At 53.3% G+C, this 22,806-nt stretch carries 17 protein-coding genes and 7 tRNA genes; 19 read left to right on the top strand and 5 right to left on the bottom strand.

The genetic code is table 11. The features are described from left to right. Positions 1 to 11 precede the first annotated feature (11 nt). Genes tcuA through tcuC form a run of 3 tightly spaced genes read left to right on the top strand, consistent with a single transcriptional unit; the run spans position 12 to position 3,896 of the window. On the top strand, positions 12 to 1,415 hold the full coding sequence (gene tcuA, locus EOS97_RS17135) for an FAD-dependent tricarballylate dehydrogenase TcuA (RefSeq protein ID WP_000228709.1): 1,404 nt from the start codon (positions 12 to 14) through the stop codon (positions 1,413 to 1,415). Then, complete coding sequence (gene tcuB / locus EOS97_RS17130; RefSeq protein ID WP_000811134.1) at positions 1,402 to 2,541, top strand: tricarballylate utilization protein TcuB; 1,140 nt, start codon at positions 1,402 to 1,404, stop codon at positions 2,539 to 2,541. The genes tcuA and tcuB overlap by 14 nt, the downstream gene beginning before the upstream one ends. A gap of 50 nt (positions 2,542 to 2,591) precedes the next feature. Further along, a complete protein-coding gene (tcuC, locus tag EOS97_RS17125) occupies positions 2,592 to 3,896 on the top strand; it encodes a tricarballylate/proton symporter TcuC (RefSeq protein WP_000057014.1) in 1,305 nt (434 codons plus the stop codon). 48 nt (positions 3,897 to 3,944) lie between these two features. On the opposite strand, the gene chiQ is transcribed toward tcuC, so the two are convergent. The 4 genes from chiQ to nagE all read right to left on the bottom strand — a co-directional run bounded on the left by chiQ (position 3,945) and on the right by nagE (position 10,224). Beyond that, positions 3,945 to 4,277, bottom strand: a complete 333-nt coding sequence (gene chiQ / locus EOS97_RS17120) for a ChiQ/YbfN family lipoprotein (protein WP_000722260.1) — start codon at positions 4,275 to 4,277, stop codon at positions 3,945 to 3,947. 49 nt (positions 4,278 to 4,326) lie between these two features. Further along, a complete protein-coding gene (gene chiP, locus EOS97_RS17115) occupies positions 4,327 to 5,733 on the bottom strand; it encodes a chitoporin (RefSeq protein ID WP_001258803.1) in 1,407 nt (468 codons plus the stop codon). 660 nt (positions 5,734 to 6,393) lie between these two features. Next, entirely contained in the window at positions 6,394 to 8,061 is a 1,668-nt protein-coding gene (gene glnS, locus EOS97_RS17110; RefSeq protein ID WP_001287186.1) for a glutamine--tRNA ligase, read from the bottom strand. A 210-nt stretch (positions 8,062 to 8,271) separates the two neighbouring features. Next, positions 8,272 to 10,224 carry a PTS N-acetyl glucosamine transporter subunit IIABC gene (nagE, locus tag EOS97_RS17105; protein WP_001023065.1) on the bottom strand — a complete coding sequence of 651 codons (1,953 nt, stop codon included), beginning with the start codon at positions 10,222 to 10,224 and terminating at the stop codon, positions 8,272 to 8,274. 326 nt (positions 10,225 to 10,550) lie between these two features. On the opposite strand from nagE, the gene nagB reads away from it, so the two are divergent. The 13 genes from nagB (at position 10,551) to EOS97_RS17040 (ending at position 18,186) form a co-directional block, all read left to right on the top strand. Next, positions 10,551 to 11,351 carry a glucosamine-6-phosphate deaminase gene (gene nagB, locus EOS97_RS17100; RefSeq protein WP_001237059.1) on the top strand — a complete coding sequence of 267 codons (801 nt, stop codon included), beginning with the start codon at positions 10,551 to 10,553 and terminating at the stop codon, positions 11,349 to 11,351. A gap of 59 nt (positions 11,352 to 11,410) precedes the next feature. Continuing rightward, positions 11,411 to 12,565, top strand: a complete 1,155-nt coding sequence (gene nagA / locus EOS97_RS17095) for an N-acetylglucosamine-6-phosphate deacetylase (protein ID WP_000271186.1) — start codon at positions 11,411 to 11,413, stop codon at positions 12,563 to 12,565. Positions 12,566 to 12,569: 4 nt separating this feature from the next. After that, complete coding sequence (gene nagC / locus EOS97_RS17090; protein ID WP_000187578.1) at positions 12,570 to 13,790, top strand: DNA-binding transcriptional regulator NagC; 1,221 nt, start codon at positions 12,570 to 12,572, stop codon at positions 13,788 to 13,790. A 46-nt stretch (positions 13,791 to 13,836) separates the two neighbouring features. Then, entirely contained in the window at positions 13,837 to 14,589 is a 753-nt protein-coding gene (gene nagD, locus EOS97_RS17085; protein ID WP_000153143.1) for a ribonucleotide monophosphatase NagD, read from the top strand. Between the two features lie 289 nt (positions 14,590 to 14,878). Then, positions 14,879 to 16,543 (top strand): asparagine synthase B, encoded by a 1,665-nt coding sequence (gene asnB, locus EOS97_RS17080; protein WP_000337035.1) that lies wholly within the window; start codon positions 14,879 to 14,881, stop codon positions 16,541 to 16,543. A gap of 222 nt (positions 16,544 to 16,765) precedes the next feature. After that, a tRNA-Met gene (locus EOS97_RS17075) sits at positions 16,766 to 16,842 on the top strand. A gap of 9 nt (positions 16,843 to 16,851) precedes the next feature. Continuing rightward, positions 16,852 to 16,936: transfer RNA gene (locus EOS97_RS17070), tRNA-Leu, on the top strand. Positions 16,937 to 16,959: 23 nt separating this feature from the next. Then, positions 16,960 to 17,034: transfer RNA gene (locus EOS97_RS17065), tRNA-Gln, on the top strand. A gap of 35 nt (positions 17,035 to 17,069) precedes the next feature. Then, positions 17,070 to 17,144 (top strand) — tRNA-Gln (locus tag EOS97_RS17060). Between the two features lie 15 nt (positions 17,145 to 17,159). Continuing rightward, a tRNA-Met gene (locus EOS97_RS17055) sits at positions 17,160 to 17,236 on the top strand. Between the two features lie 46 nt (positions 17,237 to 17,282). Beyond that, positions 17,283 to 17,357: transfer RNA gene (locus EOS97_RS17050), tRNA-Gln, on the top strand. Between the two features lie 43 nt (positions 17,358 to 17,400). Next, positions 17,401 to 17,475: transfer RNA gene (locus EOS97_RS17045), tRNA-Gln, on the top strand. Between the two features lie 135 nt (positions 17,476 to 17,610). Continuing rightward, positions 17,611 to 18,186 carry a hypothetical protein gene (locus EOS97_RS17040; protein ID WP_001109070.1) on the top strand — a complete coding sequence of 192 codons (576 nt, stop codon included), beginning with the start codon at positions 17,611 to 17,613 and terminating at the stop codon, positions 18,184 to 18,186. A gap of 66 nt (positions 18,187 to 18,252) precedes the next feature. On the opposite strand, the gene ubiF is transcribed toward EOS97_RS17040, so the two are convergent. Continuing rightward, positions 18,253 to 19,428 carry a 3-demethoxyubiquinol 3-hydroxylase gene (gene ubiF / locus EOS97_RS17035; protein ID WP_023165950.1) on the bottom strand — a complete coding sequence of 392 codons (1,176 nt, stop codon included), beginning with the start codon at positions 19,426 to 19,428 and terminating at the stop codon, positions 18,253 to 18,255. Positions 19,429 to 19,571: 143 nt separating this feature from the next. Between ubiF and miaB the strand changes: the two genes are divergently transcribed. From miaB to ybeY, 3 genes are all read left to right on the top strand, one after another. Further along, the gene (gene miaB, locus EOS97_RS17030) at positions 19,572 to 20,996 is read left to right on the top strand and encodes a tRNA (N6-isopentenyl adenosine(37)-C2)-methylthiotransferase MiaB (RefSeq protein WP_001519200.1); all 1,425 of its coding nucleotides are present in this window, start codon (positions 19,572 to 19,574) and stop codon (positions 20,994 to 20,996) included. Positions 20,997 to 21,200: 204 nt separating this feature from the next. After that, positions 21,201 to 22,247, top strand: a complete 1,047-nt coding sequence (locus EOS97_RS17025) for a PhoH family protein (RefSeq protein WP_001805632.1) — start codon at positions 21,201 to 21,203, stop codon at positions 22,245 to 22,247. Then, entirely contained in the window at positions 22,244 to 22,717 is a 474-nt protein-coding gene (gene ybeY, locus EOS97_RS17020; protein WP_000084479.1) for an rRNA maturation RNase YbeY, read from the top strand. The genes EOS97_RS17025 and ybeY overlap by 4 nt, the downstream gene beginning before the upstream one ends. The last annotated feature ends 89 nt before the right edge of the window (positions 22,718 to 22,806 follow it).

Genomic DNA, 22,806 nt, shown 5'->3' with positions numbered 1-22,806 from the left:
GGGAGTATAAGATGGTTGATGTACTGGTGATAGGCGGAGGCAATGCCGCATTATGCGCCGCCCTGACCGCACGGGAAGCGGGCGCATCGGTTCTGCTGCTGGAGGCTGCCCCGCGGGAATGGCGCGGCGGAAATTCTCAGCACACACGAAACCTGCGCTGTATGCATGATGCGCCGCAGGATGTGCTGGTAGAAAGCTATCCTGAAGAGGAATTCTGGCAGGATCTGTGGCGAGTCACCGACGGCAACACCAACGAAGCGCTGGCGCGACTGGTCATTCGCACCTCTTCGCAATGCCGCGACTGGATGCGCAAACATGGCGTTAACTTTCAACCGCCGCTATCTGGGGCGCTCCACGTTGCGCGCACCAATGCGTTTTTTATGGGCGGCGGGAAAGCGCTCGTCAATGCCTATTACCGTAGCGCCGAACGGCTGGGCGTACAGGTTCGCTATAACACGCCGGTTCACGCGCTTGAACTTCATGACGGCGAATTCGTGGCGGCGCTGGCGGGTAGCGAACGTATTACCGCCAAAGCCTGCGTATTAGCGGCTGGCGGTTTCGAATCAAACCGTGAATGGCTGCGGGAGGCCTGGGGAGAAAACGCCCGCGGCGAATGGCCCGCGGATAATTTCCTGATTCGCGGCACGCGTTTTAACCAGGGCGTATTACTCAAATTTATGATGGATGCCGGCGCGGATATCATTGGCGATCCGTCCCAGTCGCACTGCGTAGCGATTGATGCCAGGGCGCCGCTGTACGACGGCGGTATTTGTACTCGCGTGGATTGCGTATCGCTGGGTATTGTCGTGAATCGCGACGCCGAACGTTTTTATGATGAAGGCGAAGATTTCTGGCCGAAACGTTACGCCATTTGGGGGCGGCTGGTGGCTCAACAGCCAGGACAAATTGGCTATTCGATTATTGACAGTAAAGCCATCGGCCACTTTATGCCGCCGGTTTTTCCTGGCGCGCAGGCCAATACGCTGGCTGAGCTGGCCTGCCAGTTGGGGCTGGACGCGGAAAAATTTACCCATACCGTCACGCAGTATAACCAGGCCTGCCAGCCCGGTCATTTTGATCATACCTTGCTTGATGACTGCGCCACTAAAAACCTGACGCCGGCGAAAACCCACTGGGCGCGCCCGCTTGATGCGCCGCCCTACTACGGTTATGCGCTGCGACCCGGCATCACGTTTACCTACCTGGGACTAAAAGTTAACGAACGTGCCGCGGTGCATTTTGCCGGTCATCCAAGCCGCAACCTGTTTGTTGCCGGCGAGATGATGGCAGGAAATGTTCTGGGCAAGGGGTATACCGCAGGCGTAGGCATGTCTATCGGCACAACCTTTGGCCGCATTGCGGGAATAGAAGCCGCCCGCGCGGCGCACAAGGAGGCGCAGCATGAAACAGCTTGAAAAATTAATCATTGAGGCCACCGTGCTTACCGAACCGGAAGCCGAGGTCGAACGCGTCATGCAAGTGTGTAACGCGTGTCGCTACTGCGAAGGTTTTTGCGCGGTATTTCCGGCGATGACCCAGCGGCTCGAATTCGGTAAAGCCGATATTCATTATCTGGCGAATTTATGTCATAACTGCGGCGCCTGCCTGCACGCGTGCCAGTACGCGCCGCCCCATGAATTTGCCATTAACGTGCCGAAAGCGATGGCGCAAGCCCGCCTGGAGACGTATCAACAGTATGCCCAGCCCGCCGCTTTTGGCGCGTTATACCGTCGGGCGGGGATTACCGTCGCGCTGGCGCTGATAGTCGGTCTGACGCTCTTTTTATTACTGGCGATGGCGCTGAAAGGGTCGCTGATTCATCCGCCGCTGGCCGGTGACTTCTATCAAATTTTTCCGCATAGCCTGCTGGCATGGATGTTTGGCTCAGTTTTTGTGCTGGCAATCGGTTTGCTTATGGCGGGCGTAATCCGCTTCTGGCGTGAGATCTCGCCGGGCGTACCGCGTTCGGCGGAGATTGCGGAAGCGTCGCACAATGCGTTAACGCTGAAATATCTCGACGGCGGTCACGGCAAAGGCTGTAACGAAGCGGACGATGCGTTCACGCTGCTGCGCCGTCGCTTTCATCACTTTACCTTCTACGGTTTTATGCTCTGTTTTGCCGCCACGGTCGTGGCGACGGGCTATCACTACGTCGCCGGTTGGGAAGCGCCCTACCCGTTCTTTAGCCTGCCGGTCATGCTCGGCACGCTGGGCGGTATCGGCCTGCTTATCGGCCCGGCCGGGCTACTGTGGCTCAATCTGCGGCGGTCGCCGTTACATGGCGATGCGCGCCAGAAACCCATGGATCGCGGCTTTATTCTGCTGCTGTTCTTAACCAGCCTTACCGGGCTGGCGCTGCTGGCAGGCAGAGACACCAGCGGAATGGGCATACTGCTGGCGCTCCATTTAGGCGTGGTGATGGCGCTCTTTCTCACCCTTCCCTACGGAAAATTCGCCCACGGATTTTTCCGCTGCGCGGCCTTACTCAAATGGGCAGTTGAGAAGCGACGCGGAAAACATGCGGGGGATACAGGCAACTGACCCGCAACATCTTACCCATAAAACAATAAAGACAGTGGAGAGCAAACCCTATGGCACAACACACACCTGCAACATCGCGCGCCGGCACGTTCGGCGCAATACTGCGCGTGACAAGCGGCAATTTTCTTGAACAGTTTGATTTTTTCTTGTTCGGATTTTACGCCACCTATATCGCCAGAACGTTTTTTCCGGCGGAAAGCGAATTTGCCTCATTAATGTTGACCTTTGCCGTCTTTGGCTCCGGTTTTTTAATGCGCCCCGTCGGCGCGATTGTGCTTGGCGCCTATATTGACAGAATCGGACGCCGTAAAGGGCTGATGGTGACGCTGGCGATTATGGGCTGCGGTACGTTGCTCATCGCCCTCGTCCCCGGCTACCAAACGATCGGCCTGGCAGCGCCTGCGTTGGTGCTGTTGGGCCGGTTATTACAAGGATTTTCTGCGGGCGTTGAGTTAGGCGGCGTCTCGGTCTATCTGTCCGAAATCGCAACGCCAGGCAATAAAGGGTTTTATACCAGCTGGCAATCCGCCAGTCAGCAGGTCGCGATCGTTGTCGCCGCGTTGATTGGTTATAGCCTGAATATCACGCTGGGACACGACGCGATATCGGAGTGGGGCTGGCGAATTCCGTTCTTTATCGGCTGTATGATCATTCCGCTGATTTTTGTTTTACGTCGTTCATTACAAGAAACAGAAGCGTTTTTACAACGCAAGCATCGCCCCGACACCAGGGAAATTTTTGCAACTATCGCCAAAAACTGGCGCATTATTACAGCCGGAACGCTGCTGGTGGCGATGACCACCACAACGTTTTATTTTATCACCGTTTATACGCCGACCTATGGCAGAACCGTGCTTAATCTCAGCGCGCGGGACAGTTTGATCGTCACCATGTTGGTGGGGGTGTCCAATTTTATCTGGTTACCCATTGGCGGCGCGATTTCCGACCGGATTGGCCGTCGCGCCGTGTTAATGGGCATTACGTTGCTGGCGCTGATCACCACCTGGCCCGTCATGCAGTGGCTGACCGCCGCGCCCGACTTTACCCGCATGACGCTGGTACTGCTGTGGTTCTCTTTCTTTTTTGGCATGTATAACGGCGCAATGGTCGCGGCGTTAACCGAAGTGATGCCAGTCTATGTGCGTACCGTTGGTTTCTCGCTGGCCTTTAGCCTGGCGACGGCGATTTTTGGCGGCCTGACGCCGGCCATCTCTACCGCGCTGGTAAAGTTAACCGGCGATAAAAGCTCGCCCGGCTGGTGGCTGATGTGCGCAGCGTTATGTGGACTTGCCGCGACGGCGATGCTGTTTGTACGTCTGAGTCGCGGCTATATCGCGGCAGAAAATAAAGCCTGAAAAAACCACGGGCGGAAAACATTCGCCCGTGGGTGGCAAGGCAGGGTTTTATTGCACGTTATTATGACTGCGAATTTCCTGCCAGACCTTATCGCAGTCAGCCTTGACCGCCTGATCGTTACCCGTGCGCGTCGCCTGAATGCACTGCTGATAGTCCAGTACCCGCACGCTTTCTTCGTTAGCAAATTGCTGATGTTTACGCTCTTTTTTAAGGACATTCAGCACGCTTTGGCAGGCCTCTATCTTCTCAGGCGAGCCCTGTGCGGTATTGATACAGGCGCTGTACGCCTCTTTCAGCCGACTATCTTCTTCCGGCGCGGGTGATGACGCGCAGGCCGTCAAACCGGCGGTCATGCTGGCGATGAGTAAAATTTTTTTCATAGGTCGTTCCTCAACAGCGCGGCAGACCGGCAGCCTGCCGCATCTGACATCAGAAAATAGTGAATGGCGCAATAACGATAAATTTCACGTCACGTTCATCCTGGAAGATGTTGCCGTAACCACCGCCCCAGCTTGGAATATTGGAGTGGTTGTCATATTCGGTGAAGTGCAGTTTGAACATGGTGCCTTTGGCACGCCCCTCCTGCAGGGTATAGACCGCATCCAGACTGTATGAGGACTCTTCGATAGTGCGGTTTTTGTCGTAGTAAGCATCCGGGTTACTTTGCCAGGTTGCCGGTTTAGCATCCCAGGCGTAAACGTAAGACGCGCCCACAGCCCAGCCCGGCAGATTCCAGTTTTTCAGGTCATACATCGCGCCGAAGAAAACCGCCTTTTCACCGTTAGCGTTAAAGTCGGAGCGGTTATCCCACCAGATATCCAGACGACCGTTTGAAGAGGCGTAGGTTGGCGTCATACGTTGCAGAAAATAGCCCTGCTGACCGTCCGCTTTCACCCAGGTGCCTTCCAGACGCAGGTCAACCACTTCCGCGACTTTGTAGCCGAAGGTCAACGCCTGCAGCCAGGCCGTACCGTCGTAAATATCATTCACGCTGCGATCGTCTACTTTGTCGCGCGCGCCGTAGAACTGGTAACTGGTGGTGAACGGATTGCCGCCTAAATCAAATTTATAGCTGGCCTTTGCGAAATATTGATCGACATAGCCTTCGGACTGACCAAACGCCGCTTCCAGCACCAGATCATTTTTGAAGTCGTACTTCGCGCCGATGGAGTGGAGGTAGTCCACATTGGTTTTTTTATCCGCCTGATAAAACTTATCCATTTCGGTATGCCACGGCGCTTTATATTCGTTAGTCCACATGTAGGAAAAACTTAACGCGCCCGCATCGCCATAGTCAAAACTGGCGCCGGCTTCCGCACCCTGATAGGTACCCGGCATAAAACTCCAGTGCGGCGCTAACAGTGTCTGACCGGTAGGCTGAATATAACCGGCGCGCGCCCAGACCGGGCCATATTTAAATTTCGCGGCGGCTTTATAAAGACTGATACCGCTCTTATCGCCGGAATAGTCTTCGTCGTAGCCTTTATTCTTTTTCGAGAAAGCAATTTCGTTTGGATGACCGCTGTCGCCGTTTTCTGCCATTTCAATCGCGGTAAACGCCGCGATATCCAGACCGAACATATCCGCAGCGTAGCCAGACTGAAAATCCAGGTTAGCGTTCCAGGTCGCATGAGAAAGGTTAGTTTTATATTTGTCGCCGTCGGTCACATCTTTGCGATCGCGTTCACGCTGCCAATAATAGATGCCGCCCGTTAACGTGGAGTCGTCGAAAAAGCCGGAGGCTTGCGCCTGCGGAACAACGATCCACCCTGACATTGCTGTGATACCGGCGATAGCCAGAGCCAGCGTACTACGTTTGCCACTAAACGTACGCATAAGTTAATCCTCTTTGACGTATAAATTGCTGCCGACAAAAGCGAACAGCGAAAAAATAAAAATAAAAAGTAGCGCTGAGAAATCTCATTTACTACGTTAAATAGACTATTTTTCGCGATGCGAATTATCAATCTCTTTCTGTAACCAGTATGTAATAATATGAGCAACCGCACATATTTAATTGCTTTCTGTTACATTCAACTGCTGGTGAGGGAAGCAGACCGCCAGAAAGAAAATTGACTTGTTTTCCATAGGCATGAAAATAATTGTCTCCTGTTGACCTGACGCTTATAACATTTAGATTAATAATCATTTATCAGATCAATAATTTTCAGAGAATAATTAATTCGCCTCGCAAAAAAGAGAATCGACTTAGAGCCTATCCCACCAGGCGTTATTGGCGCAGCCAGTTTGGACACGGACAGCGCGCAAAAACCGGAGCGTACACGTAGTACGTGAGGTTTGACTCGCTACGCTCGCCCTTCGGGCCGCCGCAAGCGGCGTTCAAAACGCTAACGCGTTTTGGCGAGCACTGCCCAGGTCCAAAATGGCAAGTAAAATAGCCCTAATGGGATAGGCTCTTGGAAATGCAGAGAAAAAACGCCGCAGAACGCGGCGTTGACAAGGTATTTTTACAGCATTCGCCTATTGGCGCAGTGCTTACTCGCCCGCTTTCGCCCAGGTATCACGCAGGCCCACGGTGCGGTTAAAGACCAGCTTATCGGCCGTTGCATAGCGGCTGTCGAGGCAGAAGTAGCCTTCACGTTCAAACTGGAAAGCTTTCCCTGCTACCGCCGCTTTCAGCGACGGCTCGCCATACCCCTGCTTAATCACTAATGATTCGGGGTTGATAACAGACAGGAAGTCCTCCGCGGCGCCCGGATTCGGCACGCTGAACAGACGGTCGTAGAGACGAATTTCAATCGGCAGCGCATGTGCTGCGCTAACCCAGTGGATTACGCCTTTCACTTTACGCCCGTCAGCCGGATCTTTACTCAGCGTATCGGCATCATAGGTACAGAAGATGGTGGTGATATTCCCTTCGGCATCCTTCTCTACGCGCTCCGCTTTAATGACGTAGGCATTACGCAGACGCACTTCTTTGCCCATCACCAGACGCTTGTACTGTTTGTTCGCTTCTTCGCGGAAATCTGCGCGATCGATCCAGATCTCACCGCTAAACGGCACTTCACGGCTGCCCATCTCCGGTTTATTCGGATGGTTAGGCATGGTAACCATTTCGCTCTCACCCTGCGGGTAGTTTTCGATAACCAGTTTTACCGGATCGATTACCGCCATCGCGCGCGGCGCATTTTCGTTCAGATCTTCGCGAATGCAGGATTCCAGCGACGCCATCTCAATGGTGTTGTCCTGCTTGGTGACGCCGATGCGTTTGCAGAACTCACGAATAGAAGCCGCGGTATAGCCGCGACGGCGCAGACCGGAAATAGTCGGCATACGCGGATCATCCCAGCCTTCGACGTGTTTGTCGGTCACCAGCAGGTTCAGCTTACGCTTGGACATCACGGTGTATTCCAGATTCAGCCGCGAGAATTCGTACTGGCGCGGGTGAACCGGAATGGTGATGTTGTCCAGCACCCAGTCGTACAGACGACGGTTATCCTGGAACTCCAGCGTACACAGAGAATGAGTAATGCCTTCCAGCGCATCGCTGATGCAGTGAGTAAAGTCGTACATCGGATAGATGCACCACTTCGTGCCGGTCTGATGATGCTCGGCGAATTTAATGCGATACAGCACCGGATCGCGCATCACGATAAACGGCGACGCCATGTCGATTTTAGCGCGCAGACAGGCTTTACCCTCTTCAAAACCGCCGGTACGCATTTTTTCAAATAGCGCGAGGTTTTCTTCCACGCTGCGATCGCGGAACGGGCTGTTTTTACCCGGCGCGGTCAGCGTACCGCGGTATTCGCGGATCTGCTCCGGCGTCAGCTCATCAACGTAGGCCAGGCCTTTATTGATTAGCTCGACCGCATAGGCGTGCAGTTGGTCAAAGTAATCGGAGGAGTAGCGAATATCGCCAGACCAGTGAAAGCCTAACCACTCGACGTCGTTTTTGATCGAATCAACGTACTCGATATCTTCTTTTACCGGGTTGGTGTCATCGAAACGCAGGTTGCACTGGCCCTGATAATCTTGCGCGATGCCAAAGTTCAGGCAGATAGATTTCGCGTGGCCGATGTGCAGATAGCCATTCGGCTCCGGCGGAAAACGGGTATGGACAGTGGTATGTTTACCACTCGCCAGATCTTCATCAATAATCTGACGAATAAAGTTAGTCGGGCGGGCTTCAGCCTCACTCATCGTGGATTCCTCAAAGCGTAAACAACGTATAACGGCATATGATCTTATAAGCCGGACAGACTGACAACCTTTAGTTACTTAAAAAGTGGCTTTGCAGAAAATATTGGGGCTAATTGCGGTAAAAAAAAGCGGCGAAGGTTTTCCTCTGCCGCTTATGTTTTCTGTGATATCGCCGGATGGCGTCTTACGCCTTATCCGGCCAGGAAGCGATTATTTGCTCTTGATCTCGTACAGTGGCGTTTGACCCGCTACCACGTGACCATCCGCTTTGATGACCAGAGCGCTGAAGTCATCGCTGTTGCTGCAAACAACCGGGCTTATCATGGAACGCGCATTGGCATTCAGGAAGTCCAGATCCAGTTCCAGCACCGGCTGACCCGCCGTGACTTCCGCACCCTCTTCTACCAGACGCTTGAAGCCCTGACCGTTCAGCGCGACGGTATCGATACCCATATGGACAACGATCTCCGCGCCTTTTTCGGTTTCCAGACAGAACGCGTGGTTAGTGTTGAAGATTTTCACGATAGTACCCGCCGCCGGAGAAACCACGGTTTTATCGGTGGGTTTCACCGCCACGCCGTCGCCGACCGCTTTGCTGGCAAACGCTTCATCCGGTACCTGATCCAGCGCCACTACCTCACCGGTAATCGGAGAGATCAGTTCAGCGATAGTCACCGCATTCGGCACCGCCTGGGGTTTGGCCGCCGGAGCAGGTGTCGCAACGTGAGCCGCATCAGCAGACGCTGCCGCGACCGGCCCCCGCGCCACCACTTTCTTCATTTCATCGCCAATCGATTCCGCTTTCGCGCCGACAATAACCTGAATGGTCTGTTTGTTCAGTTTCACCACGCCGGAAGCGCCGAGGCGTTTGCAGGCCGCATCGTTGACGCGAGCAGAGTCATTCACGGTCAGGCGCAGACGGGTAATACACGCATCGATCGCTTTCAGGTTGTCCGTACCGCCAACCGCAGCAATATAGCTGGTCGCCAGTTGCGTTAACCCTTCTTCGGTGTTGCTGTTGGCTTCTTCCGTTACCATCTCATCAACTTTATCTTCGCGGCCCGGCGTTTTCAGGTTAAACATACGAATAACCGCGCTGAACAGCAGGAAGTAGATGATAAAGAATACAACGCCCATCACCAGCAACATCCAGACGTTATTGCTGGCCGCTGGCAGGTTATACATCAGAACATAGTCGATCGCGCCTGCCGAGAAAGAGAAGCCCGCATGGATACCCAGCAACGTCGCGACGAACAGGCTGATACCGGTCAAAATGGCGTGCAGGAGGTACAGCAGCGGCGCCAGGAACATAAACAGGAATTCCAGCGGCTCGGTTACGCCGGTCAGAAACGCGGTGATCGCGACAGACAGCAGCATACCGCCCACCATCGGACGACGTTCTTTCGGCGCGGCGAAATACATCGCCAGAGCGGCGCCCGGCAGACCAAACATCATGATCGGGAAGAAGCCGGACATAAACATCCCCGCCGTGCCGTCGCCAGCATAGAAGCGGTTGATATCGCCGTGGAATACAGTGCCTGCGGCATTGGTGAATTCGCCAATCTGGAACCAGGCGATGGTGTTCAGTACCTGATGCAGACCGGTGGGGATCAGCAGACGGTTGATGAAGCCAAAGATACCGGAACCCAGCGCGCCTGCGGAAACGATCCATTCACCGCCCGCATGGATGCCATGCTGTACCGGCGGCCAGACGTAACCGAAAATAGCGGCCAGCACCAGACAGAAAAAGCCCGTTGCGATCGGTACAAAACGTTTTCCACCGAAGAAACTGAGAAAATCAGGTAGTTTGATACCAGACCAGCGATTATAAACCGCGCCGCCGACCAGACCGGTAATAATCCCCGCCAGCACGCCCATGTTGATTTCCGGGTTAATCGTCACCATCGCTTTGGTCATGACGAAGTAACCCACGGCTCCCGCCAGCGCTGCCGCGCCTGCGCTATCTTTAGACCAACTGGAGGCCACGCCGATAGCGAAAACCAGCGCCAGGTTATCGAAAATAGACCCGCCCGCTTGCGCGATAAACGGCATATTCAGCAAATCTGGTTGGCCGAATCGCAGCAACAACGCTGCCACCGGCAACACGGCGATAGGGAGCTGCAACGCCCTACCCAGCCGCTGGAAAAAACCTAAAATATTCATCTTATTCCCCCTACGAGACGCCGATATGGCTTCTTTGAAGCCGTTTTTTATTGTGCTGCAAACGTTAAAAACGTGATGTTCTGTAATCGAACGGTGAGATCATCTTCTGCAGAGTGTGTGGAAAATTAATTCGCCTCGCAAATTAAACGGGTGTTTTTTGTGATTATAATCACTAAATATCGTAATCACCCCCACCATCCACTGGCTAACACGGAAAACTTATTTTATGATTCAAAAAATCAGGACGGATTGAACACGAACCCTGGATATCCAGGTTACGCTTAATACGATCCGCCAAATTTTGACATTGATTATTGAGGTGAAGAATGAGACTGATCCCCCTGAGTACCGCAGAACAGGTTGGCAAATGGGCCGCTCGCCATATCGTTAACCGTATTAATGCGTTCAAACCGACAGCCGATCGTCCGTTTGTCCTTGGACTGCCTACCGGCGGCACGCCGCTAACGGCGTACAAAGCGCTGGTTGAGATGCACAAAGCGGGCGAGGTCAGCTTTAAGCATGTGGTCACCTTTAATATGGACGAATATGTTGGCCTGCCGAAAGAGCACCCGGAAAGCTACCACAGCTTTATGCATCGTAACTTTTTCGATCACGTTGATATTCCAGCAGAAAACATCAATCTTCTCAACGGTAACGCACCGGATATCGATGCAGAATGCCGTCAATATGAAGAAAAAATTCGTTCTTACGGTAAAATCCATCTGTTTATGGGCGGCGTCGGCAACGACGGTCACATCGCCTTTAACGAACCGGCTTCTTCCCTGGCTTCCCGTACCCGTATCAAAACGTTAACCCATGATACTCGCGTAGCGAACTCCCGCTTCTTTGACGGCGACGTAAACCAGGTGCCGAAATACGCGCTGACGGTAGGCGTAGGCACGCTGCTGGATGCGGAAGAAGTGATGATTCTGGTGCTGGGCCATCAGAAAGCCCAGGCGCTGCAGGCGGCGGTTGAAGGCAACGTCAACCACATGTGGACCATTAGCTGCCTGCAACTCCATCCGAAAGCGGTTGTGGTATGCGATGAGCCGTCCACAATGGAACTTAAAGTTAAAACATTGAAATATTTCAATGAATTAGAAGCAGAAAATATTAAAGGTCTGTAATGTTGTCTCCGCCCCGCCAGTCAATGCGGGGCGGTAAATTTTTGATATCGGGGGTCGGAATGTATGCTTTAACCCAGGGCCGGATCTTTACCGGTCACGAAATTCTTGATGACCATGCGCTTGTTGTCGCTAATGGCCTGATTGACCGCGTTTGTCCGATGGCTGAACTGCCGCCGGGAATAGAACAACGCTCATTGAATGGGGCCATTCTCTCCCCCGGTTTTATTGATGTGCAGCTAAACGGCTGCGGCGGCGTGCAGTTTAACGATACCGCAGAAGCCGTCAGCGTTGAAACGCTGGAAATTATGCAGAAAGCCAATGAAAAATCGGGCTGTACTAACTTTCTGCCAACGCTTATCACTACCAGCGATGAATTGATGAAACAGGGCATTCGCGTCATGCGCGAATACCTGGAAAAACATCCGCACCAGGCGCTGGGTCTCCACCTGGAAGGCCCCTGGCTTAATCTGGTAAAAAAAGGCACCCATAATCCTGATTTCGTGCGTAAACCAGACGCTGCGCTGGTCGATTTCTTATGCGATAATGCCGACGTCATCACCAAAGTCACTCTCGCGCCGGAAATGGTGCCTGCTGACGTAATCGCTAAACTGGCGAATGCGGGCATTGTGGTTTCCGCAGGCCACTCCAACGCGACGTTAAAAGAGGCAAAAGCGGGCTTCCGCGCCGGGATTACCTTTGCGACTCACCTGTTTAACGCGATGCCGTACATTACAGGGCGTGAGCCGGGCCTTGCTGGCGCCGTTCTGGACGAAGCGGATATTTATTGCGGCGTTATCGCCGATGGTCTGCATGTCGACTACGCCAACATTCGCAATGCCAAACGCCTGAAAGGCGACAAACTTTGTCTGGTGACAGACGCCACCGCACCGGCGGGGGCCAATATTGAGCAGTTCATTTTCGCAGGTAAAACAATATACTACCGCAATGGACTGTGTGTGGATGAAAACGGTACGTTGAGCGGTTCGTCCTTAACCATGATTGAAGGCGTACGCAACCTGGTCGCGCATTGCGGCATCGCGCTGGATGAAGTGCTGCGCATGGCAACGCTCTATCCGGCACGCGCTATCGGCGTTGATAAACATCTCGGTAGCATTGCGCCGGGTAAAGTCGCCAACCTGACCGCGTTCACCCACGATTTTAAAATTATCAAGACCATCGTTAATGGTGACGAGGTCGTTGACTTGAGTAAGTGAGAATATGACACCAGGCGGACAAGCTCAGATAGGTAACGTTGATCTCGTAAAACAGCTTAACAGCGCGGCCGTTTACCGCCTGATTGACCAGCATGGTCCTATCTCGCGCATACAAATTGCCGAGCAAAGCCAGCTTGCTCCCGCCAGCGTAACGAAAATTACGCGTCAACTCATTGAACGCGGGCTGATCAAAGAAGTCGATCAGCAGGCCTCGACCGGAGGCCGCCGCGCTATCTCTATCGTCACGGAAACCCGTAACTTCCATGCCATTGGCGTTCGCCTGGGCCGTCATGACACCACTTTAACGCTCTACGATCTGAGCAGTAAAGTGGTCGCTGAGGAGCATTATCCGCTGCCGGAGCGCACCCAGGAGACGCTGGAACATGCGCTGCTCAACACCATCGCCGTCTTTATTGATAGCTGTCAGCGTAAAATTCGTGAATTGATCGCTATCTCGGTGATCCTGCCAGGGCTTGTCGATCCGGAAAGCGGCGTGATTCGTTACATGCCGCACATTCAGGTTGAAAACTGGGGACTGGTCGAAGCGCTGGAAAAACGGTTTCACGTTACCTGTTTCGTGGGACACGATATCCGTAGCCTGGCGCTGGCGGAACACTACTTCGGCGCCAGTCAGGATTGCGAGGACTCGATTCTGGTGCGCGTTCATCGTGGTACAGGCGCCGGGATTATCTCCAACGGACGCATCTTCATTGGCCGTAACGGCAACGTCGGCGAAATTGGGCATATTCAGGTGGAGCCGTTGGGCGAGCGCTGCCACTGCGGTAATTTCGGCTGTCTGGAAACCATTGCCGCCAATGCGGCGATTGAACAACGGGTGCTGAATTTGCTTAAACAAGGGTATCAAAGCCGTGTTCCGCTTGACGACTGCACGATTAAAACCATCTGTAAGGCGGCAAACCGGGGCGACAGCCTGGCCTCGGAAGTCATTGAGCATGTTGGTCGCCATTTGGGCAAAACGATCGCCATTGCTATCAACCTGTTTAACCCGCAAAAAATCGTCATTGCCGGCGAGATCATTGAAGCCGATAAAGTCCTGTTGCCCGCTATCGAAAGCTGTATCAATACGCAGGCGTTAAAGGCCTTTCGCAAAAATTTGCCGGTGGTACGCTCCACGCTGGATCACCGTTCTGCTATCGGCGCATTTGCCTTAGTTAAACGCGCCATGCTCAACGGAACATTGCTGCAACGTTTGCTGGAAAGTTGATGCGCTCTTATAGTATCGGATTATTCACAAATTCCCTGGGTAGTTCATGACCATCAAGAATGTAATCTGCGATATCGACGGCGTGCTGATGCACGACAACGTAGCCGTACCCGGTGCGGCGGAATTTCTGACGGGGATTCTGGAAAAAGGTCTGCCGCTGGTGCTGCTGACCAATTACCCGTCGCAAACCGGCCAGGATCTGGCGAACCGTTTTGCTACCGCTGGCGTTAACGTGCCGGACAGCGTGTTTTATACGTCAGCAATGGCGACAGCCGATTTTCTGCGCCGTCAGGAAGGTAAGAAAGCGTATGTCGTGGGCGAAGGCGCGCTCATTCACGAGCTCTATAAAGCGGGGTTTACCATTACCGATGTGAACCCTGATTTTGTCATCGTTGGAGAAACCCGCTCCTACAACTGGGACATGATGCATAAAGCAGCATTTTTCGTCGCCAATGGCGCGCGCTTTATCGCCACCAACCCGGATACCCACGGTCGCGGCTTTTATCCGGCCTGCGGCGCGCTGTGCGCAGGCATTGAAAAAATTTCCGGCCGGAAGCCGTTTTATGTCGGCAAACCCAGCCCGTGGATCATCCGCGCGGCATTAAACAAAATGCAGGCGCACTCGGAAGAGACCGTTATCGTCGGCGACAACCTGCGCACCGACATTCTGGCGGGGTTCCAGGCCGGTCTGGAGACCATTCTGGTGCTTTCTGGCGTATCAACAATCAATGATATTGACAGTATGCCGTTCCGCCCAAGCTGGATTTACCCTTCCGTCGCTGAGATCGACGTTATCTAAACCTGTCCCCTGCCTGATGACGCATAGCTTTCAGGCCTACGGTTCGAACAACATTGTAGGTCTGATAAGCGAAACGCCATCAGGAAAAACATAATTCAATTAATCCACGATAAAACTGAAGATCCATCAATAAATCCGCGCAATATGTAATCATTTTTCACTAATCAACAATGACGATTGCATTTTTCATTTTTCAGACCGTAATCCCCTTGCGCCTTCCACGCCTTTGCGGCATTTTTTAGTCAAGCAAACACAAAAAGTACGACGCAACAGATTAACGGAGAAGGCTATGTGTTCTATTTTCGGCGTATTCGATATCAAAACAGATGCAGCGGAACTGCGTAAAAAAGCCCTTGAACTGTCACGCCTGATGCGCCATCGCGGCCCGGACTGGTCCGGCATCTACGCTTGCGATAACGCGATTCTCGCACATGAACGTTTGTCGATTGTTGATGTTAACGCCGGCGCCCAGCCCCTGTATAACGCCAGAAAAACCCACGTGCTGGCGGTGAACGGTGAAATTTATAACCATCAAACGTTACGCGCGGAGTATGGCGATCGTTACGCGTTCCAGACAGGCTCCGACTGCGAAGTTATTCTCGCGCTATATCAGGAAAAAGGGCCGGATTTCCTTGACGATTTACAGGGGATGTTCGCCTTCGCCCTGTATGACAGCGAAAAAGACGCTTATCTGATTGGTCGTGACCATATCGGTATTATTCCGCTCTACATGGGCTATGACGAATTCGGCAACTTCTACGTAGCGTCAGAAATGAAAGCGCTGACCCCGGTCTGCCGCACCATTAAAGAGTTCCCGGCGGGCAGCTACCTGTGGAGCAAAGACGGCGAAATTCGTCAGTACTATCAGCGCGACTGGTTCGATTACGATGCGGTAAAAGACAACGTCACCGACAAAAACGCGCTGCGCCAGGCGCTGGAAGAATCCGTGAAAAGCCACCTGATGTCCGACGTGCCCTATGGCGTGCTGCTCTCCGGCGGTCTGGACTCGTCGGTTATTTCGGCAATCACCAAAAAATTCGCCGCCCGTCGCGTCGAAGATCAGGAGCGCTCCGAAGCCTGGTGGCCACAGTTGCACTCTTTTGCGGTCGGTCTGGAAGGTTCGCCTGACCTGAAGGCGGCCCAGGAAGTGGCTAACCACCTCGGCACCGTGCACCATGAAATTCACTTCACCGTGCAGGAAGGCCTTGATGCCATTCGTGATGTTATCTATCACATTGAAACCTATGACGTGACCACTATCCGCGCCTCAACGCCGATGTATCTGATGTCGCGTAAGATCAAAGCGATGGGCATCAAAATGGTGCTCTCCGGCGAAGGTTCCGATGAGGTGTTTGGCGGCTACCTGTACTTCCATAAAGCGCCGAACGCCAAAGAGTTACATGAAGAGACGGTCCGTAAGCTACAGGCGCTGCATATGTATGACTGCGCCCGCGCCAACAAAGCGATGTCCGCCTGGGGCGTGGAAGCGCGCGTACCGTTCCTGGATAAAAAATTCCTCGACGTGGCGATGCGTATCAACCCACAGGATAAAATGTGCGGTAACGGCAAGATGGAAAAACACGTGCTGCGCGAGTGCTTCGAGTCTTATCTGCCAGCAAGCGTGGCGTGGCGTCAGAAAGAGCAGTTCTCTGACGGCGTAGGCTACAGCTGGATTGATACGCTGAAAGAGGTGGCGGCGAAACAGATTTCCGATCAACAACTGGAAACAGCCCGCTTCCGCTTTCCATACAACACGCCGTCGTCTAAAGAGGCGTACTTGTACCGGGAAATTTTTGAAGAATTGTTCCCGGTGCCGAGCGCCGCGGAATGCGTACCCGGCGGCCCGTCCGTGGCCTGTTCTTCCGCCAAAGCCATTGAGTGGGATGAAGCATTCAAAACGATGGATGACCCGTCAGGCCGCTCGGTCGGCGTGCATCAGTCGGCGTACCAGTAAATTAACGATGACGAAAGAGCCCTTAGGGGCTCTTTTTTTATAGCAAGCCACTTTCGGAAAAACGATTAATAACCAATAATTGCCGAATATTGCGCCACGCTGTTCGCAACCTAACCAAACAGACACTTTCCGACGTTTTTCGATGAAAAAGAGGTTGACGCTTCAAGGCTCAATACGCATAATGCGCCCCGCAACGCCGATAAGGTAACGCGAAAAAAAGATGGCTACGTAGCTCAGTTGGTTAGAGCACATCACTCATAATGATGGGGTCACAGGTTCGAATCCCGTCGTAGCCACCATCTTTTTTTGCGGGAGTGGCGAAATTGGTAGACGCACCAGATTTAGGTTCTGGCGCCGCAAGGTGTGCGAGTTCAAGTCTCGCCTCCCGCACCATTCACCGATAAGCGTTGTACGGATGGGGTATCGCCAAGCGGTAAGGCACCGGTTTTTGATACCGGCATTCCCTGGTTCGAATCCAGGTACCCCAGCCATATTTCTTCGAGTTTGCGGTTCACCGCGACGGTATTGGGGTATCGCCAAGCGGTAAGGCACCGGTTTTTGATACCGGCATTCCCTGGTTCGAATCCAGGTACCCCAGCCATCGAAGAAATCATCTGGCTACGTAGCTCAGTTGGTTAGAGCACATCACTCATAATGATGGGGTCACAGGTTCGAATCCCGTCGTAGCCACCATATTCAGAACACGTCGAGGTATTCGACCGGTTCGAAAATAATTTGTTGGGGTATCGCCAAGCGGTAAGGCACCGGATTCTGATTCCGGCATTCCGAGGTTCGAATCCTCGTACCCCAGCCAGTTTTAAAGACGCTCTGCTAATGAGCGCAAGAAGTACGACAATTGGGGTATCGCCAAGCGGTAAGGCACCGGATTCTGATTCCGGCATTCCGAGGTTCGAATCCTCGTACCCCAGCCACTTTTAAAAAGCTCGCTTCGGCGAGCTTTTTGCTTTTCTGCGTTTATAAATTCCGAAAGAGGTTTCCCCCTCAATGCCCTGCTATCAGTAAAACGCTATGATAAAGCCTTACAGGGATCGTTCGGTAACCTCACAATGAATTACCAGTTTTGTTGGTATCTCTTTTTGCAGCCATTAACATTTTTTATGGTCGTCTTGCTCTGCGCTTTCACCTTCATTGATATCACGGCCAGCGCCGCCTGGTTGATTATTTTGGGTCTGGTTTACCCCGTGGCAGTGTCAATGAGGCTACATATACTGCACCAGAAAAAGGCCGTCATGTTGCGCCAGAATAGTGCGGAATGGATAGTGTATCTGCCAGGGATCCCTGTGCAAGAAAAACAAAGCGCGCTGATTAATGTCGCGTTTTCCTCGAAAACGGCGCTGCGTGGATTCTATATTCGCGCCCTGTCCAGCAAAGTCATTCTTCACATCATCACTTTTTATATTCTGTGGTTTGATGTCCAACATGCAACACTGACGTGGTATCGGATTATCGCCGCATTAATCACCCTGGCGATTCTTGTAAAATCAATGAGTTCCACATTACTGATGCTACATAAAGTAGTACGTTGCCAATACAACGTATGCACAATTGAAATGGCATCACCTTGGTATGAGTTTGATTTCAAAGGGAAATTAGGTTTATGTGCTTTATTTGCAGTAAAGTAAGATGTCAATACGCTTACCCGACCTGCAATTGAGCGTTTTTACAAACCGGGTAAGGCATTCAACGGGTTACAACCCCAACGCATACTTCAGCGCCTGACGTTTTAGCACGCCTGCGCGCTGCGCCGCCATCAGCCCCATATTGCGTAAAATACGCAGCGGCGGCAGTTCATTGCTGAACCCGGCATAAAACAGATCCATTCCACTTTGCATCATAAAATTATCTGCCATGCGCCGCGTCTGATAGCGTTTCAACACCGAATGGCTGGCCCAGGACTCGCCATAGCTACGGGCACTCGCCAGCACATCAATCAACGCATCAACATCCCGATACCCCAGGTTGACGCCCTGCCCGGCCAGCGGATGAATGGTATGCGCCGCGTCGCCTACCAGCGCCAGCCCCGGTTGCGCATACTGCAACGCGTGACGACGGGTTAGCGGAAACGCGCCCGCCGCGACAGGCATCACCGCCCCCAGACGCGCCGGAAAGTGCTGGTTAATTTCCACCTGCAATTGCGTCATCGATAAACTCTGTAGCTGGCGAATACGTGCCGGAGCGTCATACCACACCAGCGACGCCCAATCGTCGAACAGCGGCAAAAAGGCGCGCGGCCCCGTTGGCGTAAACTGCTGCCAGGTGCTGTCGCCTGGCGCATTTTCACACTTGACGGTGATAAGCATACACGACTGCGCATATTGCCAGGCATGAATGCCAATTCCCGCCATTTGCCGAACCTGCGAATTCGCGCCGTCGGCGCCAATCACTAACTTCGGCGTTACCCATTCGCCGTCGGCCAGTTCCAGCGCATAACCATCGTGGCGGCGGTGCAATGCCGCCAGTGAAGCCGGAACGCGCAGCGTCACGCCGGGGTGCGCTTCCAGCGCCTGCCACAGCGCCTGTTGCAGGACGTGGTTCTCTACCATATAGCCTAACAGCGGCAGCTTGAGTTCAGCGGCGTCGAACACCACATGGGCGTTTTCCCACTCCCAGGTCTCCAGTCGCCGATAAGGATGGCTACGCATCCCCTGCACCGCCTCCCACACGCCCAGCCCCTTGAGCAGCGCCACGGATGCCGCGCTAATGGCCGAAATCCGCACGTCAGGCTGGCTGTCAGCCACAAACGGCGCAGGCGCGGCATGTTCTATTACCATCACCGTAAACCCTTGCTGCGCCATACCCAGCGCCAGCGCGCCGCCGACCATTCCCCCGCCGACAATGGCAATTTCCGTTGGTTGATTTGTCATGGTCATTCATCCTGTTACGTTTTAGACAAGTTTACAGGATTTTTTACCCATTAGGGCTGACGTCAGTCATACTGGTCACAACCGCGCCAAAGCATTACACTATGCGCCCTGCTTTTCAGCCACTATTTCGCAAGAGCAAGTCGATGACTAAAAAACTCCATATTAAAACCTGGGGCTGTCAGATGAACGAGTACGATTCATCGAAGATGGCCGATCTGCTGGACGCCACCCACGGCTATCAACTGACCGACGTGGCGGAAGAGGCGGATGTGCTGCTGTTGAATACCTGCTCAATCCGCGAGAAGGCTCAGGAAAAAGTCTTCCATCAATTAGGTCGCTGGAGACTGTTAAAAGAGAAAAATCCCGATCTGATTATCGGCGTCGGCGGCTGCGTGGCTTCCCAGGAAGGCGAGCACATTCGTCAACGCGCCCATTACGTCGACATTATTTTTGGCCCGCAAACCTTACACCGCCTGCCGGAGATGATTAACTCCGTGCGTGGCGACCGCAGCCCGGTGGTCGATATCAGCTTCCCGGAAATCGAGAAGTTCGACCGTTTGCCGGAACCGCGCGCAGAAGGCCCGACCGCGTTTGTTTCTATCATGGAAGGCTGCAATAAATATTGTACTTACTGCGTGGTACCGTATACCCGCGGTGAAGAAGTCAGCCGTCCCTCAGACGATATCCTGTTCGAAATCGCCCAGCTAGCGGCGCAGGGCGTGCGTGAGGTCAACCTGCTGGGCCAGAACGTTAACGCCTGGCGCGGAGAAAACTACGACGGCACCACTGGCACCTTTGCCGATCTGCTGCGTCTGGTTGCCGCCATCGACGGCATTGACCGTATTCGCTTTACCACCAGCCATCCGATTGAGTTCACCGACGATATTATCGAGGTGTACCGCGATACGCCGGAACTGGTCAGTTTCCTGCATCTGCCGGTACAGAGCGGTTCCGATCGCGTGTTGAATCTGATGGGGCGCACCCACACTGCGCTGGAATATAAAGCAATCATCCGTAAACTGCGCGCGGCGCGGCCGGACATTCAGATAAGCTCTGACTTTATCGTCGGTTTCCCTGGCGAAACTACCGATGATTTCGAAAAAACCATGAAGCTTATCGCTGACGTCAACTTTGATATGAGCTACAGCTTTATCTTCTCTGCGCGTCCGGGAACGCCGGCTGCCGATATGGTTGATGACGTACCGGAAGAAGAGAAAAAGCAGCGTCTGTATATTCTGCAAGAGCGTATCAATCAGCAGGCGATGGCATGGAGCCGCCGTATGCTCGGCACGACACAGCGCATTCTGGTGGAAGGCACGTCACGTAAAAACATTATGGAACTGTCTGGCCGTACCGAAAACAATCGGGTGGTGAACTTTGAAGGCACGCCGGAGATGATTGGTAAGTTTGTCGATGTGGAAATTACTGACGTCTATCCGAACTCCCTGCGCGGAAAAGTGGTGCGTACCGAAGATGAAATGGGGCTGCGCGTCGCCGAAACGCCGGAGTCCGTCATTGCCCGTACCCGTAAAGAAAATGAGCTGGGCGTAGGATTCTACCAGCCTTAATCCTGCAGGAAAGGCAATAATGCCCGATGGTGCTACGCCTGTCGGGCTTCCTGGTCATGGCCTGTCGCCCGACGGGCCTTGCAATTTTCTCTCTTCATCCCCATCTTCATTGCAATGCTTGCGCCTTTTCCCTATGGCGTGAATAATTTCCTTAGATGCCGGTAAATGTTCAGCGTCCGGCGATACAGACACAAGAGGAACAGTTTGAATATAGACACTCGCGAAATTACCCTTGAGCCTGCAGACAACGCCCGTCTGTTGAGCCTTTGCGGGCCGTTTGATGACAATATTAAACAGCTCGAACGTCGTCTCGGTATTGAAATCAACCGCCGTGACAATCACTTTAAACTGACCGGTCGTCCGATTTGCGTGACCGCGGCGACAGATATTTTGCGAAGTCTGTATGTCGATACCGCACCGATGCGCGGCCAGACTCAGGATATCGAACCGGAACAAATTCATCTGGCGATCAAAGAAGCGCGGGTGCTGGAACAGAGCGCGGAAAGCGTGCCTGACTATGGCAAAGCTATTAATATCAAAACCAAGCGCGGCGTGATTAAACCGCGTACCCCGAACCAGGCGCAGTACATCGCCAATATTCTCGATCATGATATTACCTTTGGCGTCGGCCCGGCGGGTACCGGTAAAACGTATCTTGCGGTCGCTGCTGCGGTAGACGCCCTGGAGCGCCAGGAGATTCGCCGTATTCTACTGACCCGTCCGGCGGTGGAAGCGGGCGAAAAACTCGGCTTTCTGCCAGGCGATTTAAGTCAGAAGGTGGACCCGTACCTGCGTCCGCTGTATGACGCGTTGTTCGAAATGCTCGGCTTTGAAAAAGTCGAGAAGCTGATTGAACGCAATGTGATTGAAGTCGCACCGCTGGCCTATATGCGCGGACGCACGTTAAACGACGCCTTTATCATTCTGGATGAAAGCCAGAACACCACTATCGAACAGATGAAGATGTTCCTGACGCGTATCGGCTTTAACTCGAAAGCGGTGATCACCGGCGACGTGACGCAGATTGACCTGCCACACAACACCAAATCCGGCTTGCGTCATGCCATTGAAGTGCTGGCGGAAGTCGATGAAATCAGCTTTAACTTCTTCCACAGCGAAGACGTGGTGCGCCATCCGGTCGTTGCCCGCATTGTTAACGCCTATGAAGCCTGGGAAGAGGCCGAGCAAAAACGCAAAGCGGCGTTGGCGGCAGAGCGTAAGCGTGAAGCCCAGGAGCAGGAACAGAAATGAGTCAGGTGATCCTCGATTTACAGTTGGCCTGTGAAAACCACGCGGGCCTGCCGGATGAAGCTCAGTTTCAACGCTGGCTGGACGGCGTTATTCCGCAGTTTCAGGAAGAGGCGGAAGTCACAATCCGTCTGGTGGATGAGGCCGAAAGCCACAACCTTAATTTGACGTACCGCGGGAAAGATAAACCCACTAATGTTCTCTCCTTCCCGTTTGAAGCGCCCCCCGGCATTGAAATGCCGCTACTGGGCGATCTGATTATTTGCCGTCAGGTCGTGGAGCAAGAAGCGCAGGAACAGAGCAAGCCGCTGGAGGCGCACTGGGCGCACATGGTCGTGCACGGTAGCCTGCATTTGCTGGGTTACGATCATATCGACGATGACGAAGCGGAAGAGATGGAGTCTCTCGAAACGGAGATTATGCTTGCTATGGGCTATGAGGATCCGTACATTGCCGAGAAGATTGCAGAATAGTAGCTTGCCGGATGGCGACGCTTGCGCCTTATCCGGCCTACATTCATGCCTTTTGTAGGCCTGATAAGCGTAGCGCCATCAGGCAAAAC

This window comes from Salmonella sp. SSDFZ54 (genome assembly GCF_004010735.1).
Classification (GTDB): Bacteria; Pseudomonadota; Gammaproteobacteria; order Enterobacterales; family Enterobacteriaceae; genus Salmonella; species Salmonella enterica.
The sequence above is the reverse complement of the archived record's forward strand: the minus strand, read 5'-3'. Positions and strand labels throughout refer to the sequence as shown.